The 19,604-nt window shown below is 36.0% G+C and carries 14 protein-coding genes; 7 read left to right on the top strand and 7 right to left on the bottom strand.

The window, feature by feature from the left end:
* The first annotated feature begins 9 nt into the window (after positions 1-9).
* The 4 genes from UH1x_RS17290 to ribB all read left to right on the top strand — a co-directional run bounded on the left by UH1x_RS17290 (position 10) and on the right by ribB (position 5,712).
* Positions 10-2,403 carry an FtsK/SpoIIIE family DNA translocase gene (locus UH1x_RS17290; RefSeq protein ID WP_482623220.1) on the top strand — a complete coding sequence of 798 codons (2,394 nt, stop codon included), beginning with the start codon at positions 10-12 and terminating at the stop codon, positions 2,401-2,403.
* An 11-nt stretch (positions 2,404-2,414) separates the two neighbouring features.
* Positions 2,415-3,059: an outer membrane lipoprotein periplasmic chaperone LolA1 gene (gene lolA1 / locus UH1x_RS17285; RefSeq protein WP_396634733.1), complete on the top strand. Its 645-nt coding sequence runs from the start codon at positions 2,415-2,417 to the stop codon at positions 3,057-3,059.
* 74 nt (positions 3,060-3,133) lie between these two features.
* Positions 3,134-4,573, top strand: coding sequence for an LptF/LptG family permease (locus UH1x_RS17280; protein ID WP_482623219.1), 1,440 nt, complete (start codon positions 3,134-3,136; stop codon positions 4,571-4,573).
* A 2-nt stretch (positions 4,574-4,575) separates the two neighbouring features.
* A complete protein-coding gene (ribB, locus tag UH1x_RS17275) occupies positions 4,576-5,712 on the top strand; it encodes a 3,4-dihydroxy-2-butanone-4-phosphate synthase (protein WP_482623218.1) in 1,137 nt (378 codons plus the stop codon).
* A 13-nt stretch (positions 5,713-5,725) separates the two neighbouring features.
* Here ribB and UH1x_RS17270 read toward each other — a convergent pair whose 3' ends face one another.
* The 3 genes from UH1x_RS17270 to UH1x_RS17260 all read right to left on the bottom strand — a co-directional run bounded on the left by UH1x_RS17270 (position 5,726) and on the right by UH1x_RS17260 (position 9,906).
* Entirely contained in the window at positions 5,726-6,919 is a 1,194-nt protein-coding gene (locus UH1x_RS17270) for a DegT/DnrJ/EryC1/StrS family aminotransferase (protein ID WP_482623217.1), read from the bottom strand.
* A 39-nt stretch (positions 6,920-6,958) separates the two neighbouring features.
* The gene (locus tag UH1x_RS17265) at positions 6,959-7,714 is read right to left on the bottom strand and encodes a sulfite exporter TauE/SafE family protein (RefSeq protein ID WP_482623216.1); all 756 of its coding nucleotides are present in this window, start codon (positions 7,712-7,714) and stop codon (positions 6,959-6,961) included.
* Positions 7,715-7,779: 65 nt separating this feature from the next.
* A complete protein-coding gene (locus tag UH1x_RS17260; protein WP_482623215.1) occupies positions 7,780-9,906 on the bottom strand; it encodes a thioredoxin domain-containing protein in 2,127 nt (708 codons plus the stop codon).
* A gap of 253 nt (positions 9,907-10,159) precedes the next feature.
* Between UH1x_RS17260 and UH1x_RS17255 the strand changes: the two genes are divergently transcribed.
* The 3 genes from UH1x_RS17255 (at position 10,160) to UH1x_RS17245 (ending at position 13,955) form a co-directional block, all read left to right on the top strand.
* Positions 10,160-11,131, top strand: coding sequence for a succinylglutamate desuccinylase/aspartoacylase family protein (locus UH1x_RS17255; RefSeq protein WP_482623214.1), 972 nt, complete (start codon positions 10,160-10,162; stop codon positions 11,129-11,131).
* 395 nt (positions 11,132-11,526) lie between these two features.
* Positions 11,527-11,943, top strand: coding sequence for a Fur family transcriptional regulator (locus UH1x_RS17250; protein WP_396634740.1), 417 nt, complete (start codon positions 11,527-11,529; stop codon positions 11,941-11,943).
* A gap of 56 nt (positions 11,944-11,999) precedes the next feature.
* On the top strand, positions 12,000-13,955 hold the full coding sequence (locus UH1x_RS17245) for a heavy metal translocating P-type ATPase (RefSeq protein ID WP_482623213.1): 1,956 nt from the start codon (positions 12,000-12,002) through the stop codon (positions 13,953-13,955).
* A gap of 111 nt (positions 13,956-14,066) precedes the next feature.
* On the opposite strand, the gene UH1x_RS17240 is transcribed toward UH1x_RS17245, so the two are convergent.
* The 4 genes from UH1x_RS17240 to UH1x_RS17225 all read right to left on the bottom strand — a co-directional run bounded on the left by UH1x_RS17240 (position 14,067) and on the right by UH1x_RS17225 (position 19,531).
* Positions 14,067-16,262: a PepSY domain-containing protein gene (locus UH1x_RS17240; RefSeq protein WP_482623212.1), complete on the bottom strand. Its 2,196-nt coding sequence runs from the start codon at positions 16,260-16,262 to the stop codon at positions 14,067-14,069.
* 319 nt (positions 16,263-16,581) lie between these two features.
* The gene (locus UH1x_RS17235) at positions 16,582-17,067 is read right to left on the bottom strand and encodes a DUF2271 domain-containing protein (RefSeq protein WP_482623211.1); all 486 of its coding nucleotides are present in this window, start codon (positions 17,065-17,067) and stop codon (positions 16,582-16,584) included.
* A 51-nt stretch (positions 17,068-17,118) separates the two neighbouring features.
* Positions 17,119-18,621, bottom strand: a complete 1,503-nt coding sequence (locus UH1x_RS17230; RefSeq protein ID WP_482623210.1) for an ankyrin repeat domain-containing protein — start codon at positions 18,619-18,621, stop codon at positions 17,119-17,121.
* A gap of 4 nt (positions 18,622-18,625) precedes the next feature.
* Positions 18,626-19,531 carry a DUF6607 family protein gene (locus UH1x_RS17225; protein ID WP_482623209.1) on the bottom strand — a complete coding sequence of 302 codons (906 nt, stop codon included), beginning with the start codon at positions 19,529-19,531 and terminating at the stop codon, positions 18,626-18,628.
* Positions 19,532-19,604: the final 73 nt, after the last annotated feature.

The raw sequence follows: 19,604 nt of genomic DNA, 5'->3' as shown, positions 1-19,604 counted from the left end.
TAAGTTTTAATGGCAAAAAAGGCAACTAAATCAAAGCCGAAACCTACTAAAAAACGAGCACCGTTTAAATTATCCAAACAGAATAAAATCATTTTGGGTAGTTTATTAATGCTTTTTAGTATTGCGCTGTTCTTTTCATTTATCTCATTCTATTTTAACTGGCAGGACGACCAAAGTCTATTGACAGAGTTTAAAGACCGTAATGAGCTTGCAAAAAACTTACTGAATAAATTTGGAGCAAGTATTAGCCACTTTTTCATGTACAAGGGCTTTGGTGTAGCTTCTCTAATTTTCCCTTTCCTAGTATGTATTACGGGGATACATCTTTTTTTAGGACTGTCTTTAAAGGCATTGTTCAAAAAATGGATTTGGGGATTATTATTCGTAATCTGGATTTCTATTGCCCTAGGTTTCTTTGCAACCACTAGCCCCCTATTAGGAGGGTTGATAGGTTTTGAAATGAACGATTTTCTACAGGATTACGCTGGGAAAATAGGTGTACTACTATTATTAATTTTCGGACTCATATTTATTCTTGTTAGGTTATTTAATGTAACCCCTGAAGGTATTTCATCATTCTTTAAATCTAGAAAAGAAGCTATATCAACAGAATTTAAAGCCAACCAAGAACGTAAGGCAAATAAGAAAAAAGAGCAAGATGATATGCTTGCCACTTCTTTAGAAGAGGAGGCTCCCGTAATTGTGGACACTTATACACATAAAGCAGAAATTCCTCATTTAGAAAAAGAGAAAGAGACTAAGAAAGAAGAAATCAAAGATTTTGAAGTAACCGTTCCAGAACCTGAGCCAGAGGAATCTTTAGCCATGGAGGTTGAATCGGTTATTGAAGAGCCCGAAGAAGTTGATGTTCTAGCAAATAAATTAGTAGATGATTTTGGTGAATTTGACCCAACATTAGAACTAGGCAACTACAAATTCCCACATATTGATCTGTTGGACCAACACGGTACAACTGGTGGTATCACTATTAACCAAGAAGAATTAGAGGAGAACAAGAATAGAATTGTAGAAACTCTAAAAAATTATAAAATTGGAATTGCACAGATCAAGGCTACCATTGGTCCTACTGTTACCTTATATGAAATAGTACCGGAAGCGGGTGTTCGTATTTCAAAAATTAAAAACCTTGAAGATGATATCGCTTTATCATTAGCAGCTTTAGGTATACGTATCATTGCCCCTATTCCTGGTAAAGGAACTATTGGTATTGAAGTACCTAATAAGAATTCATCGATAGTTTCTATGCGTTCTGTAATTGCTTCTAGTAAGTTTCAGAAAGCCGAAATGGAATTACCAATTGCGTTTGGTAAGACTATTAGCAACGAAACCTTCGTAGTAGATTTAGCAAAAATGCCTCACATGTTGATGGCAGGTGCTACAGGTCAAGGTAAATCTGTAGGTCTAAATGCAGTTTTAACTTCATTACTATACAAAAAACATCCAGCAGAGGTAAAATTTATCTTAGTAGATCCTAAGAAAGTTGAACTTACGCTTTATAATAAAATAGAACGCCATTTCTTGGCTAAGCTTCCAGATTCAGAAGAAGCCATTATTACAGATAACACCAAAGTAATCCATACATTGAATTCCCTTTGTATTGAAATGGACAACAGGTACGAGTTGCTAAAATTGGCAATGGTACGTAATTTAAAGGAATACAATACCAAGTTTAAGGCTAGAAAACTGAATCCGAATGACGGACACAAATTCTTACCATACATTGTATTGGTAATTGATGAGTTTGCCGATTTGATCATGACAGCCGGTAAAGAGGTAGAAACACCCGTTGCAAGACTTGCCCAGTTAGCAAGGGCAATTGGTATACATTTGATCATTGCAACGCAGAGACCTTCCGTAAATGTTATTACAGGTATTATTAAAGCCAACTTCCCTGCAAGGCTAGCATTTAGAGTAACTTCTAAAATAGATTCAAGAACAATTTTAGATACTGCAGGTGCTGATCAATTGATTGGTAGAGGTGATATGTTATTTACACAAGGTAATGATGTCACCCGTATTCAATGTGCCTTCGTAGACACTCCTGAGGTTGCCAAAATCACTGAATTCATTGGTAGTCAGAGAGCTTATCCAGAAGCGCACGAATTACCAGAGTATGTTGGCGAGGATTCTGGCACGAGTCTTGATAATAACGTGTCTGAAAGGGATGCAAAGTTCCGTGAAGCCGCAGAGGTTATCGTAATTGCACAACAAGGTTCAGCCTCATTAATTCAACGTAAATTGAAATTAGGCTACAATAGAGCCGGTAGAATTATTGACCAATTAGAAGCAGCAGGAATTGTAGGTCCGTTTGAAGGCAGTAAAGCCAGACAAGTATATGTGGCAGATATGGTTGCCCTTCAACAAATATTGGATAACGAATAATATTAAAAAAGATGAAGAAAATTATTTTTGTATTGACGATTATGTTTACAGTAACCATTGCAAATGCGCAAAGTTCTGACAAAGCAAAAGCCCTACTTGATGAAGTTTATAACAAAGTACAAAGTTATGACAACATCTTTGTAGATTTTAAATTTGATTTAAAAAACGCAGATGCTGGTATAAATCAAGAAACAAGAGGTGATGTAACCCTTGCTGGCAATAAATACATGTTCAATTATTTAGGTTCAAAACAAATATTTGACGGGAACAAAGTGTACACGATTGTTCCAGAAAATGAAGAAGTAACAATTGAAGACCAATCTGAAGACGAAAATGCGATGACACCTTCAAAAATGTTAACTTTCTATCAGGAAGGACATAATTATGCTTGGGATATCCTACAAAATATTCAAGGCAGAAAAATACAATATGTAAAATTGACACCTATTGATTCTGATACGGAAATAAAATCTAGATTATTAGGTATTGACATGGGCACTAAGCACATTTATAACTTAATTGAAACAGGTAAAAACGGCACAAAAACTACGATCACTGTTAATTCTTTTAAAACAGATCAAACTTTGTCCAAAACCTTATTTACTTTTGATGAAGCTAAATATAAGGATGAAGGTTATTTCATTCTAAGAAATTAGAACTATTGAGAATACTAGACCGATATATCCTATCAAGGTTCGTCTTTAATTTTGTCAGTTCGTTTGTAATATTGATGTTCATCTTCATATTTCAAACGATTTGGCTTTTTATTGATGATTTAGCCGGTAAAGGCTTAGATATCGTTATCATTGGTAAGTTCCTGTTCTACCTAATGCCAGATCTTACAGAAAAGGTACTACCCCTAACCGTACTTTTATCTTCTATTTTAACCTTTGGATCCATAGCAGAGAATTACGAATTCGCTGCAATGAAAGCATCAGGTATTTCCCTGCAACGATCTATGCTAAGTTTAATCATATTCGTTACCATTTTAGGCGGAGTTACCTTCTTTTTCGCCAATAATATCATTCCTTTATCACAACGAAAAATATACAACCTACGTAGAAATATTGCTAAGGTAAAACCAGCCGCAGTAGTATCTGAAGGGGTATTTAGTGATTTTGAAGGAATGAATATCAAAGTAGATGAAAAGTATGGCGAAAATGACCGCTTTTTAAAAAATGTCATTATCCATACCAAATCTGCCAATAATGTAAATACTAGGGTGATAAAATCCTATAAAGGAGAATTGATAAGTAGTGAAGATTCAGACGTAATACAATTAGTATTGCAAGACGGACACATGTATCAAGATGTTGAAACCAAGAGCAATGACAAAAAAATGAAATTTCCATTTGCTCGTGCAGATTTTGACACCTATACTATGAACATCGAAATCCCTGAGATCAATAACGATGAACTAGAAGAAGAAAGAGATATCAGTACGGACAAAATGAAGAATATATCTCGACTAACAAAAGATATTGATTCCTTACGTGGTGATAATTACCGTATTGTTCGTGCTTTTTCTAAAAATATTGAAGGCAGAACGGGAATGTTTGCGCCTTTAGTCCCAAAAAAGAAGGACTCCACCAAAACGGAAATGATCAGTAAAAAGGATTCTATAATTGCTGCCAAGGCGATTTTAGCCAAGAATAATGTTGCACTACAAGATTCTATAAATGACAATTTTCTGGTGCTTTTTCCAGACTGGCAACAAATACAAATTTTAAGCAGTGCCAAAAACGCCACCTCTAGTATTCTAGGAACCGTTAGTGGTAAAAAAGAAGAAATGCAAAAGAGATACAAAATCTACAACATGCATATTCTTTCACTTCACAACAAATACGCGTTGGCATTCTCCTGTATCATTCTTTTCTTCGTTGGTGCCCCATTAGGTGCTATTATTAGAAAAGGTGGTTTAGGCTTACCTATGGTTATCGCCATAGTATTATTTTTAATCTATTACTTCATTGGTGTATTTGCAGGAAACTATGCTAAAGAGGGAAATATACACCCAATGTTGGGCGCATGGCTATCAACGTTGATTATGTTGCCTTTAGGAGTTGTTTTAACCAAAAGAGCGACGGAAGATAAAGGAATGATGGATTTCGGATTTATAGCCGATTTCTTCAAAAAATTATTTAAGAAAAAAGATAAAGCTGATTCATAACCATGACAGATCTTAGTACCATACAATTGAACACTATAGAAGAAGCGATTGAAGATATTCGCGCCGGTAAAGTAATTATCGTTGTTGATGATGAAAACCGCGAAAATGAAGGGGATTTTTTGGCTGCGGCAGAACTTGCTACACCAGAAACGGTCAATTTTATGGCAACCCATGGTAGAGGTCTAATCTGCGCTCCTCTAACAGAAGGTCGTTGCAAAGATCTGGGATTACATATGATGGTCAGCACCAATACCGATCCTTTAGAAACTGCATTTACCGTATCTGTAGATTTAAGAGGAAAAGGAGTTACCACAGGTATTTCTGCCGGTGACAGATCTAAAACCGTTATAGCACTAACTGAGAGCGATACCAAACCACATGATTTGGCAAGACCTGGACATATTTTTCCGTTAGTAGCTAAAGAAGGTGGCGTATTACGTAGAACAGGACATACAGAAGCTGCCATTGATTTTGCACGATTAGCAGGATTACAACCAGCTGGTATCATTGTAGAAATCATGAACGAGGACGGAACAATGGCTCGCCTACCACAATTGGTGAAAGTTGCTAAAAAATTCGATCTTAAAATAGTATCTATTGAATCTCTTGTTGCCTATAGAATGGAACATGATAGTTTAATAGACAAAGAAGTTGATTTTGATATTACCACACGTTTTGGCGAATTTAGGTTACGAGCTTACAAGCAAACTACAAATAATCATATCCATATTGCATTAACAAAAGGTTCATGGTCTTCGGATGAAAAAATCTTGACCAGAATCAACTCTACCCTTATCAATAATGATATATTAGGGACGCTTACGCATAATCCGGACGAAAAGCTAGAGGATATGTTCAATAAAATTAATGAAGAAGGCAAAGGAGCCATAGTATTCATTAATCAAGATTCAGAATCCCTTAATTTACTTTCAAGATTAAAGGAGTTGAAAGAATTGCAAAAACAAGGTGTTCACAAAGCTCCTAAGATTGAAATGGATAATCGTGACTTCGGAATCGGAGCTCAAATACTTCATGATTTAGGTATTCATAAAATGAAATTAATGACCAACAGCACCCAAGCAAAACGCGTAGGTATTGTAGGTTACGGATTAGAGATTATTGAGTACGTATCTTACTAATTAAACTTTATACTTAAGAAAATTTAGAAAGTACTTCTTTCATTTTAGAAGCGCGTTCAACAACTTCTTCTTCTGTCCAGCTTAGTTTTACGAGGCAAGAAATGGTCCTACCTATCCAAGCGTCAGATTTTGAAAAATCAGATTTAGAGTATTCAGGTAACTGATTTACAACTTCTTGCGGTAATTTACCTAAAGATCTTTTAGAGGTTAAATGTTCCCACTCTTTATAGTAATGCCAGTTATTATCAAACCAATAAAAACAGGCATCAACACCAGCTTCACTTAAAGCTGTATGCGCTGCTTTGGCTTTTTCTTGATTAGGTAAAAAGAACGATAAAAATGAATAGTTTTCCACGCCACCAGTTGGCACCTTTCTGAATGTAATATTTTTAAGTGGCGACAAGGTATCTCTTAAAACAGTATAATTTTTCTTTTGAATAGCTAAGAAATCATCTAAACGCTCTATTTGTGCACAGCCAACAGCTGCATGTAATTCTGAAATCCTAAAATTATACCCTAAAAATGGATGCGTTTCCGCTCCCCGGTTATTACCTACATGATCATGACCATGATCTGAGTAATGATCGGCATTTGTTTTATAAGTTTCGTTATTGGTAATGATCGCACCGCCTTCACCACAAGTTATCGTTTTCACATAATCAAAAGAGAAACAACCTAAATCACCATAGCTACCCAAAGGTTTACCATTATAACTACCTCCTATAGCCTGACAGGCATCTTCTAGCAGCAGTAAATGATGTTTATCACAAATAGCCTTCAGTGCATCAAGATCTGCCATAGAACCACACATATGAACCGGCATGACTACTTTAGTTTTATTGGTAATGGCATCTTCAACTGCTTTAGGGCTTAAAGTTAAAGTATCATCAACATCAACAAGAATGGGTATGGCACCAATTGCTAAAATAGATTCAAAACTTGCAACAAAAGTAAAGGTTGGCATTATGACCTCATCTCCCGCTCCAATACCTGCACTTGCAAGCGCAACAGTTAAAGCAGCAGTACCGCTACTTACCAATTGTGCATATTTTGAGTCCATTCGTTTCGTCAAGGCTTCTTCAAGTTCTAAAGCCTTCCAATGGTTATTTCGCATACCATCAAAGCCGTAACGCATTAACACCCCAGAATCTAAAACATCTTGAACTTGACTTTTCTCACTCTCTCCAAACAACTCAAAACCTGGCATGCTATCTTATTTTATATTGTATTACAAATTTTGGTTAAATTATTGGTAAAACCAAAGTTTTACAGCTAGTATCGACACCATAAAAATCAAGAACTTTTTCACAAAGCCATCTCCCATATTTACAGACACCCTACTTGCTACCCAAGCACCACTACCATTACCTATTGCCAGTATTAAGCCAATCTTCCAATTTACTTGGTTGTTCCATGCAAATACAATCAACGCCGAAACCATATACATAAAAACAACGGCAACTTTGGTCGCATTTGAACGCACCAGGGTCATTCTATTTACATAGTGCAAAAATAGTATGATTATAAATCCAAGTCCCGCATTTATAAATCCGCCATAAATTCCGAAAAAGAAAAATGATATAATACCAAGCCACAAGTATTTTCCGGTAAGCCGCTCTTGAATCTCTTTCATTCCAATTTTTGGTCCGAACGCTACTATTAGCACCACGCAAACCATAACAATGGCAAGTATCCTATTAAAAAGGGTCTCACTAATATCAACAGCTAAACGAGCTCCGAGAATAGAACCGAAAAAAGCAGCACATCCTAAGTATATATTAAAAGGGAATGTAGAAACGCCTTTACTTTTAAACCCCGCGGTAGCTATAGCAGTTTGAAAAATTACCGCTACCCTATTTGTACCATTTGCTAAAGTTGATGGTAACCCTAAAAAAATCAAAATAGGTAACGATAGTAGAGACCCGCCGCCAGCAACAGTATTGATAAAACCAACAACGAAACCAACAAGAATTAATAAAGGATAGGCATACCAGTCTTCCATACAAAAACGCTGTAAACTTAATCAAAATAGCAACAAAAGCTATTAAAGATCAACTAATCATAAATCTACTTAAAACCCTGGTAACCAAAAGACTTCATCTGACCAAAAGCATCAGTAACTGTTTTTACAGGTAGTTTACAAGTATTATTCTGACATACATAAACAAAGGTTTCATCTTCATTAAAACGATCTTTAAAAAGAGAAATATCACTCTCAACAGTAGAGCCAACGATAATCGAATTAACGATGTATGTGCTGTTTATTTCTGATAACATTTTTTTTGCATCTTTACCAACAACCACTATTTCATAAAAAGGATATGCTTGTTGCAAAAGCAGAGATCCCCATGCTCCGTAACTTACAGCATGATTTTCAAAATCACTTGTAATCAATGCTCCCATTGCCTCTGCCTTTTTTAAATAATCGGTATTGTATTCTAAATGACCAATTCGCAGAAAATTCTGCGCCATAATAGCGTTCGCTGATGGCACCACTCCGTCAGAAGTATTAATTATACTCGGCACCAAATCATTAGAAACATTATAATAGAACAACTCAGAATTACTTTTATACTTTTCTGAACCTAAATTCATCAACTCTTTTGAAATCTGTAAATATGAGACATCAAAGGTAACTTCATATAAGGCAAAAGCACTTTTAGCCAAAAAAGCATAATCTTCTAAGAACACCTCTTTCTGCTGACTATCCTTAGTGTAAGAATGCACTAATTCTCCGCCTTTATAATTATGCAGTTGCAAATAATTAAATATGGACACAGCCTCTCTTAAATATATTTCCTCACCAAAAGCTTTATATGCCTCCAAAAGCCCATCAATTAAAAGAGCGTTCCAGGATGTTAAAATCTTATAGTCTTTAGTTGGCTTTTCTCTTTTTTGCCTCGCTCGATACAAAGTCGATTTCCAATTCTCCTTTTTCTTATCAAAGGCTTCTTCACTCAAATCGAACTCCTTTAAAAATTTATCTTTAGAAATGGTGTTGTTCAACACATAGTTTCCATCTTCCCAAACCTGACTATCCTCTATATCGAAGAATTTGGAGAATAATTCAAAGTCATCACCTAATAATGACTGCAGTTCTTCCTTCTTCCAAACATAATAGACTCCTTCTTCCCCTTTGGTATCAGCATCCATAGCGCTAAAATAACCTCCATCTTCATTTCTCATTTCAACCTTCAAAAACTTCAGGGTTTCCTCCACCTTAGTTTTGTACTCCTTATTTTTAGTCAACTTATATGCTTTTGAAAGTAAATACACGAGCTGTGCATTATCATACAGCATCTTTTCAAAATGAGGAACTTTCCATGTATTATCTGTGCTGTATCTAAAAAAGCCACCATCTACATGATCATAAATTCCACCATGTATTACTTTATCCAATGTATTGATAACATGATTTTCCGCTTCGCCATCTTTTTGTAGAACCGCATAATCTAATAGCATCGTCAAATTAGCGGGTAGTATAAATTTCTGCTGCCCCAGGTTACCGCCCCATTGTTTATCCCAAAGAGTAGCCCACTCCGTAATTCCGTCTACAAATTTATCCGGTGTAATGGCATTTGCTAATTGTTTTGCCGGCTGATCATAAACCTCTTGTACGCCGCCTGCCAACATGGTGGCATACTCCGCCATTTTCTCAGGATTCTTTTCATACTCCGTACTGAACTTGACTAAAATATTCTTCCATTCTTCTTTCTCATAGTAAGTACCTAAAAACACCGGACTCCCATTTGGCATAATAATGGCGTTCATAGGCCACCCTCCTGTTCCGTTAACCAATTGCAGAGCTGTCTGGTAAACCATATCTAAATCTGGTCGTTCTTCTCTATCAACTTTAATGCTAACAAACTTATCATTCATAAGTTTAGCTACATCTGTATCTTCAAAAGACTCCTCTTCCATAACATGACACCAATGACAAGTAGAATACCCTACACTTAAAACAACTAGCTTATTTTCTTCGGATGCTTTTTTAAATACATCCTCAGACCAAGCTTTCCAATCTACAGGGTTGTGTGCATGTTGTAACAAGTAAGGGCTGGTCTCGTTTATAAGATCATTAGTGAATTCATGATTTTCTTGAGCAACGCCGCTAGCTTCGTTATTGTTCTGATTTTTACAAGATGCTATAAAAAGCAATAATATGATATAGGAGACGGACTTATAAATGTTCATATAGTTTTTAAAATACAGTGTAATTAACTACTCAAAGATAAATTTAATTTTTGCCAATCACAGAACACATTTTATAGGCGTCAAAAAGCAAAGCAAAAGTCCAAACAAAGAACATGATTCACTATTAATCGCCCCATAAACAAATAACTTTTTAAGTAATACTCATCTTTTTAAAGACTAATTTTACCGATCAAAATATACCAAACCGTAACCCTTTAGGTTATAGTAGAAATCTTAATGTAGGTAATACAAGATGTTTAATAAAAAATATACACTTTTAGGAGAAACCATTCAGAAGGGCAAAGGCGCACAATTGAATTTGGATATCGCAAAATTACACACCAGAACAAAAATTGAAGTTCCGGTAATTGTGCAGCGTGGTAAAAAAGATGGTCCTACCCTATTGATCACTGGCGGTATTCACGGTAATGAAATTAATGGTGTTGAAATAGTTAGACAAATAGTATCCAAAAAATTCAATACCCCAGAATGTGGAATGGTTATTTGTATTCCCGTTGTAAATATATTCGGATTCTTGAACCAGACCCGTCAATTTCCTGATGGCAGAGATTTGAACAGGGTTTTCCCTGGTAGCTTAAGAGGATCCTTAGCAAGCCGTTTTGCCTATCATTTAGTCAAAGACATTGCACCGGTTATAGATTACTGTATAGATTACCACACTGGGGGCGATAGCCGATTTAACGCCCCGCAGATAAGAATCGACAAAGATGATCTGGACGGATTAGCATTGGCAAAAGTATTTGGCGCAGAATTCATTGTAAAGTCCGCCGGAAGAGAAAAATCGTTTCGAGAAACATTGCATCAACTTGATAAGAAGGTATTATTATATGAAGGCGGAAAATCGCTTCAAATAGACAGTGAAATAACCGATACGGGTATTGTTGGCGCATTGCGAATGATGCATTACTTGGGCATGCGAAATTTCGAAAAAGAACTTGGAGAATATGCCTTGAAAGAAACTGTTCCAAAATTGGTTCATGCCTCTAAATGGATTCGAGCAAAACATTCAGGTATGTTTCACCCATCAATCAAAATTGGACAAGCAGTAGAAAAGGGAGAAGAAATAGGAAGTATTTCTGGTCCGTTCGGGTATTTTGAAAAGAAAGTAAAAGCAAAAGATTCAGGATATATAATTTGCATCAACGAATCACCAATCGTGAATCAAGGTGATGCTATTTTTCATATTGCTCACGATATTGAATAGACTTCAAACACTTTTTGATTATTAAAAAATAAAGACAAAAAAGTTAAAGATCATCTGTAATTAAAATCTGCTATCTTACTGACTGAAGGATCATTAACCGCCAAACAAAAACCTAGACTACTAGCTCAAAAGTTGAGGCAACTATAGCAAAAACATCTCCATTTCTCAAGTAAAGAAAGACCATGATTTAGAGATTTTTTAATCGGTAATCTCCATTTTAAAAAAAATCACTTTCAGACACGTTATTTTTCAAATTTTCAGCACTTTACAACAAAAAGTAAGCAGTTTCAAACACCTTAAATTGCTTAATTTAAAGTTAAAGATCCTCTGAAGTTGAAATCTTTTAAAACATTGATTACATTAGTGTTAAGCGTATTCTTAAACTCCGTTTTTGCATGACTGAAATAGAAAAAACATTAGATAATAAAAGTGTACGCCCTACTGCTATGCGTATACTTATTTACAAATTCATGGCTGGCAAACAAAATGCAGTAGCGCTTACCGATATTGAGAATGCATTTGAAAAAGCGGAGCGAACTACACTGTACAGAACTTTAAAAACATTTGAAGAAAAAGGTATTGTTCATCAAATAGATGACGGCACCAATGTTTCAAAATTTGCATTATGTCAACCCGGCTGTAATTGTGAGATCGACCAAGATTTACACTTACATTTTCACTGTGGACAATGTGACAAAACCGTTTGTTTGACCGAACACAAAATTCCACATATCAATTTACCTGCAGGTTACATTGCGGAAGATGCCAATTTGGTGATAAAAGGTATATGCGATTCATGTAGTGACCATTAAATGCACTTCTGTTGCACCACTCTTTTGCCCACCTTTGTTTTATAATGCAAAAGAAGATGACAGATTTAAAAACATTTACAAAAACAAAGAGTACTTGCGCCCATTGCAGTGACGAGGGGCATAGCCATGAAGCAGCCACAGATACATCAAATTACAATTTATATCTACCAGCACTCATAAGCTTTACAATGCTTGTTACTGGTATGGTATTAGACTATTTCAATACCCTACATTTTTTCAAAGGATATGTACGATTAGCATGGTACATAATCGCATACATACCTGTTGGCTTACCTGTATTAAAAGAAGGTTGGGATAGCATTAAAAAAGGGAATTTCTTTACAGAATTCTTTTTAATGGGTGTAGCTACTATCGGGGCTTTTGGTATTGGTGAATACCCAGAAGGTGTTGCCGTAATGGTGTTCTACGCAGTGGGTGAACTTTTTCAAAGCGCTGCGGTTCAGCGTGCTAGAGGCAGTATTAAAGCTTTACTTGATCTGCGACCAGATCAAGCCTTGGTTTTCCGTGATGATCAATTTATTGCCGTCGCTCCAGAAAAGGTTAAAACAGGAGAAATAATACAAGTCAGAGTTGGCGATAAAGTCCCGCTAGACGGTATTCTACAATCAGAAAAAGGTTCTTTTAATACTGCCGCCTTAACAGGAGAAAGCAAGCCTGATGCCCTTAAAAAAGGAGATGCCATATACGGCGGAAGCATAAATCTAGACGGAGTGATTGAAATTGAAACCACTAAGGTTTTTAAAGATAGTTCCATTGCCCGTATTCTTGATATGGTGCAGAATGCTACTTCTCGTAAATCTAAGACAGAACTTTTTATTAGAAAATTCGCAAAAGTCTACACACCTATTGTCACCTACCTAGCTATTGCGCTAACCTTTTTACCTTACTTTTTTGTAGAGAATTATGTTTTTCAAGATTGGTTGTACAGAGCTTTAATTTTCCTTGTTATTTCTTGTCCGTGCGCCTTGGTAATTTCTATTCCGTTAGGTTATTTTGGTGGCCTGGGAGCTGCCTCACGAAACGGAATTCTATTTAAAGGCGCATCGTTTTTAGACACCATAACCAAGGTCAACACTGTGGTAATGGACAAAACAGGCACTATAACTAAAGGGGTTTTTAAGATTAAGGATCTTGTTAAAGATCAGATCATTACCGAAGACGAATTCATGAAGTACTTGATCGCCATTGAAGAACAATCTACACACCCTATTGCAAAGGCAATTTTGGAATATAAGACAAACGGAGACAAGTTTAAAGCTACGGATGTTATTGAAATTGCCGGTAAAGGATTAAAAGGAATAGTAAACGGTAAATCTGTTTTGGTCGGAAACAAAAACTTGATGAATTCGCATCAAATTGACATTCCCATTGAAACAGAAAGTATAGTAGAATCTATTGTAATGATGGCTATAGATGGAAAATTTGCCGGTTATGTGACCATAGCTGACGAATTAAAAGATGACGCATTCGAAGCTATAGCAAATATGCGTAAGGCAGGAATTGATAAAATTATCATGCTTTCTGGAGATACCGATTCCATTACCCAACAAGTAGCTAAAGAATTGGGAATTGACTGGGCAAAAGGCGGATTATTACCGGAAGAAAAACTAGAAGAAGTAGCGGAACTTAAAAAACAATCCAATACCAAAATTGCCTTTGTAGGCGATGGAATTAACGATGCTCCTGTTCTAGCCATAAGTGATGTCGGTATTGCTATGGGTGGCTTGGGTAGTGACGTCGCCATTGAAACTGCCGATGTTATTATACAAAACGATCAGCCTTCTAAGATTGCTACCGCAATCAAAATCGGGAATTCTACAAGAAAAATTGTATGGCAAAATATTGCCCTGGCATTTGGTGTAAAGCTTATTGTTTTAGCTATAGGTGCCGGCGGATTAGCTACTATGTGGGAAGCTGTTTTTGCCGATGTTGGTGTTGCGCTTTTAGCAATTTTGAATGCAGTGCGATTGCAGAGGATGCAATGGAAATAACCATCATTACGAACGTAGTGAAGTAATCTGTTTATTGGTAGCCGAGAACTCACTTGGTGTAGAAATTCAACAGATTGCTTCGTCGCAAAAAAAGCTCCTCGCAATGACGGCTTAATAACAATCTGTTTTTAGCTGACCGCTCTTTTCAAAAGCTTCAAAACTGATGGCTTGGTTGCCTTGCAATATTCTTTCTAACACATCAAGAACATCATGTTGCATAGCCAGTAATCCACAAATCATAATGGTACCATTTTGGTTAATGGTTTTCAACACTAACTCTTTTTGCTCTAAAACGACATCTTGAACATATTGCTTTTCACCTTCCCTAGAGAATGATGTAAATACATTGATATTTTCATGATTTAAGACTTCTTTTTCCAAAACGGAATTATAAATCTCCATAGAAGCCTTTTCACGTCCTCCCCAGAACATTGAGATATGCTGAGTTGTATTTTCAGAGATCATACCTAAGAAAGGAGCTATGCCGGTGCCATTTGAGATGAAAATTGATTTTTTTCCATTTTTCGGAAAATGGAAGTCTTCGTTTCGATCTATTGCAGCTTTTATAGTTTCGCCAATTTTTAATCTGAAGAGGTAATTAGAACCTCTACCTAACTCGTGTTTTTTAATACTAAGTAAAATAGTATCGTCAATTCTGGCAATTGAATATTGACGAACGGTATCATCATCATTTGGAAATACTTCTAATAAATCTCCCGAAGTGAAATCAACTTTAGATTTTGGTAGTAGTTTTAATAAGAACGTATCATCGACATTTAAATCGGTTCGCTCCAATACTTCAAACTCAACTTTCTTATATTTTTTCTTTCTTAAAAGTGGTCTTTCTACAGGAATTATGAATCCGACTTTATTAGAGAATTGTATCATCCAAAGTTCAAAAGAATCGAAATCTGCTTTATTAATTTTAAACAAAGGCAATTGCTGTTGAAAATTCTTTGCTGATGCTATTTGATCATCTATCTCAATAGCGAACTTACAGTAATCTGGATAATCCAATGAACCAAAACCAATTACCGAAAAATCGATTTTATTAGGTTGTTGTATCCTCGAAAACAATTCAGAAAATTTACGCGCATTTGTTGGCGGCTCACCTTCACCATACGTAGATGTGAAAATAATAATGTTGGTCGCGTTTGCGTATTCAGTATAGTTATTTAGCTCTGATAAATAGACTTTCTTTTCAACCTTTGTTAATCCCTTATAAAATCGCTGTGCAAAATCGAACGCCGTACCACTCTCCGACCCTACTAAGATGATATACTCACATTCATCTTTATCTGTTATTTGCGTTATCCGTTTTGCTTTCTTTCTACGCTTCAACGTCATTACAAAACCTGAATACATAAAAAATAGAATAGAGGCACTTGCAAGCAATAATATAATAGACCAGATGACATTACCCTCACCCGTGTGTAATACCAAACTTAGTCTTGATGCCAATGTTACAAAAGGGTAATCTGCACTGCGCACTATAGCGCCCGTATGCTGATTTACATCAACCTCTTTATTCTGTAAAGCAATAAGGTAATATTCTTCTGGATCACTAGAAAAAGGAAATTCTACCTGTCTAATATCTGCCAAGCTAGTTTCCTTAAAAAATGGAACATCAGTAATATGTTCATAAACCTTAGAGGCTCCATTTGAAGTAACATCTTGTTTCTCGACAACAGTATCCGGCAATAAATTAAACTTCTCGGCAGATAAATAAACACCCGTAAATGCAAGTATCACGATGGGAATAAAGAACCATCTACTGAGTACGACATGGTATCGTAATTCAAAATAATCTTTCTGGACTTTCGAAAATAATTTTAAGAATCCACCTTGGCGCTTAACAAGCAACACAATCCCGGTAATGGCAATAATACATAAGAATAAAGAAATAAGACCGACAAAAAATCGACCTATACTTTTTAGAAATAAAGAACGGTGTACGTTAGTCGCAAAAGTATATATGTACGGTCGTTCTTCAACCTCACCTAATTGTTCACCCGTAATAGGATTCACATATATGTCTAATGTTTCCATCTCCATAGTCAAAACCGAAGCCTTTACGAATCCTGATGATTCTACTTCTAATTCTAAAACCTCATCATAAGAATTCTTTAATGCATCTATGGTGGTTGCCAATGACACTTCTTCCCAATTTTCTACCGCATAGCCTTTTGCTTGGTGAGAAATGGGTTCTACCGCTAAAATGATTCCGGTCACAGAAGCCACTATCAAGAATAGTGAAGAAACCAAGGCAAGTGTAAGATGACTAAAGCGCCAAATAGAAATGGTCATAAATAGAAATGTAATTTTGTAATCTTATTATTTTAAAAATTCCAGAATGTCTGTACTAAGACATTCTGGAATATATAATTGTGATTGTAAAAAATAAACGCACTAACTATAAAACTTTATCACGAACATAATTTAGTAATCTGTTAATTTGTAGCTGAGAACTCATACACTACCTAAATTTGACAGATTGCTTCGTCGCGAAATGCTCCTCGCAAAGAAGTAATTCTGATTCATGGTAACGCAAAACTCACATGCAGCTACTCTTCAACAGATTGCTTCTTCTCGAAATGCTGCTCGCAAAGACAATGTTTTAAAACAATTACTGAGGCAACATACGTACGTATCGAATAAAACCTTTACCCTCTACTTTGGTGGTCAAGTTTTCTGTGGTTAACGGAAATTGAATATCATCAGCATAATACCCTTGATCTTCAACAGAAGTTTCAAAACGTAGTTGATAACCCTGGTCTATTTTATCCGTAGGAATTTGTAAAACATTCAGTGCGCGTTCTCCACCACTAATGGTCTCACCAGAAATAGCATCTATATTGGGGCGATTTTTTCCGTAGAATTTCCACCACTCTGTAATTTCACTGTACCATTCGCTGTCTTTACCTTGAACGTAAATCGTTTCTACATATTCATTATTGGCATCAACAATAGATACGATTAAATAAGCACCTTCACCTGAATAGTTTGTTAATTGAATAAGACATTTTACAGGAGTCTTATCTACAGGGTTGAATGCGGTCAATAAAGACCCTACCAATAGAATTGCCGGAATATATTTTAAAAATTTGTTCATGTATATAAAAATTTGTTCTCTATTAGCGGTTTATAAATATGATTTACTTTCCTATTGCTTTAAGAAATTAAGAGAAGTATTCTCTTTCTGCAATAATTCGTTTTCACTAGCCAAATCATATACCGTTTCTTCAAAATCTGTTGTACTCTTTGCATCTGCACCTTTAGCAAGTAAGAATTTAAGCAACTTATCATTCTCTGCCTTCATTGCAGCTACATGTAAAGCAGTTAAGCCTTCATCGTTCTTAGCATTGACATCGATATTAAAATCGGACACTTTTTTCAATAACTCAAGGTTATTTTTCTTAGCAGCCACATGATATAACGTATTACCTTCACCTTGAACGGTATTGAATTTTAATCCTTTAGACTTCAATAAAGCTAACTTAGCATCAAAAGCCTTGGCGTTTCTTTTATTATACGAATCTGCCAAAAAGTAAGCAGCCGTATTACCCGCAGTATCTTGAGCATTGATATCCGCTCCCTTACTTATTAAAAACTCAACCACATCCGCCTTGTTACTATGAGCCGCTAGCATAAGTGCAGTTTCCCCACTCTTATTGGCAGCATTGATATCCTTCACATTTTTAGATAATAATTGAACTATAGAAAGCTGGTTTCTAGCAGCAGCGTTTAAAAACGGAGTATTCCCCTCTTCGTCTGCTTGGTTTACATCTGCACCAGCATTTAAGAAAAGCTCAATAATTGCAGAGTCCTTAATACCAAAAGCTAAACGGTGTAACGGTGTGCTCCCATTTTTCTCTACAATATTAGGTTCCAAACCAAGACCTTTTAAATAGGTATAGACAGGCAAGCCATTACTGAATCCGCGGCCACCTTGCGATGCGAACATAAAAGCATTACCTCCATTATCATTAAGTGACTTGTAATCAACTCCCTTTTTAATAAGAAGATTTAAAAAATCTATATTTCCTTTTTTAGAAGCGTAGTTGAAAATTCCGTTACCATCCTCATCGTTACTTTCTAAAGACAAACCTTTATCTAAAAAGAAATTCAATTCTTTTTCTGTTTTAAGAGAAGGTGCAGCCAATAGTAAAACATTAGCACCATGTTCATTTTTCTCCTCCACTAAATTCACACCTTTCTTTTCAAAAGCATTATAAATTGCAGGGTTTGTAAGTCCGGCATTTGCACCAAAAGCAAGCGGTGTATAACGGTGACTGTCCAAAGCCGTAACCGATGCACCATTATCTAATAAAAACTGAACCAACTCAGCATCGCCAGCATACGCTGCCCAGTGTAAATAAATACGACTATCATGAGTTTTCTTATCTACAGCGTTACCTTCAAGAGATAATAAATATTTAACTACCTCTGTATCTGCCTTACTGGTAATTGCCAAAGTAGTAGCATCAAAAGAATTGCTATCCATCTCAGCAGGGTCATTACCTTCTGCAACTTTTTGTTTTATGGTAGCAACATCTGGATTACTCTTCCAAAATTTACGATCTATCAACTCATTTTTCTGCTGTGCAATACCAGTGAAGCTTACAAACAACAGAGCGGTTAAGGCTATTTGTTTTACGGTTTTCATGTTCTTATTTTTTAACAAATGATTCAATTACTTCTTCTATCTCCCCTTTTTGATCATATTCATCATCAAAAAGATACTTATACAATACTTTATTATCTACTTTCTGTTCTAAAGAAAGGTCTTGATTACGACCATATATATCATCCCACTTGGTACGTACTATTGCCCATTTATCCGTGTTGGTTTTCCACCAAGCAGCAGCTGCGGCACATCTGCTATCATCGACTTTCACGTAGGTATTATACCCTTTTTCTTGAGCAAGAATAACATCTTCTTTACCAGCTTCACGAATTACCTTAGTATTATCTTGGTCATGCAACCAACCATAGTCGGTTACTTCATGACGGTTACCACGTACAGTTAAGTTATAATCGCTTCTAGTAGTATACTCACGCCTAGGTAGTGGCGCATCTGCGGTATTTTCCCAGTAGCTTTTACCATCTACATGTACCCAAGTTGAAGACCCTTCATATCTAGGACTATCATCTACCTGATACACTTTTTGCGTCCACTGTCCTTTTACCTGATCAGCAGGCAATTTTAAGAATGTCCACGTATTATCTGCATTGTAAGAGTACAAGTCCGTATTCTCAAACAACCAATCTTGTCTCCAGTGCTTTACAATATGTGGCTCTGCAGGGTTACCCACTTGTAATAAATGTTGAATAGAGATTTTATCGTCCTTGTCTGCTATTAGTTCTGCCCACTCTAAGCCTTTATCTACTTTGGTTTTTGATGGTTTATATAGCGAGTCTGTACTATAGTTAAAGGTTTCTGCGAAGTTAAAAGTCACTTCATAACAACCGCACATACGCTTAATTGCTTCGCGGTCTTTCTTCATTTTATCTTTTTGTGAAAAGGCACTTACACAAATTACCAGTGCCATGGCAATAGAAATGGGTGTTCTCATTAGATTTTATTTTATCGTTTTCTGGTTCGACAACAAAAATAGTTATTTTTATTTATTCTAAATAAGAATTGTT

The sequence above is a fragment of the Maribacter sp. UH1 genome (genome assembly GCF_056839145.1).
Note: the sequence above shows the minus strand (reverse complement) of the source record. Positions and strands in the feature narration are given on the sequence as shown.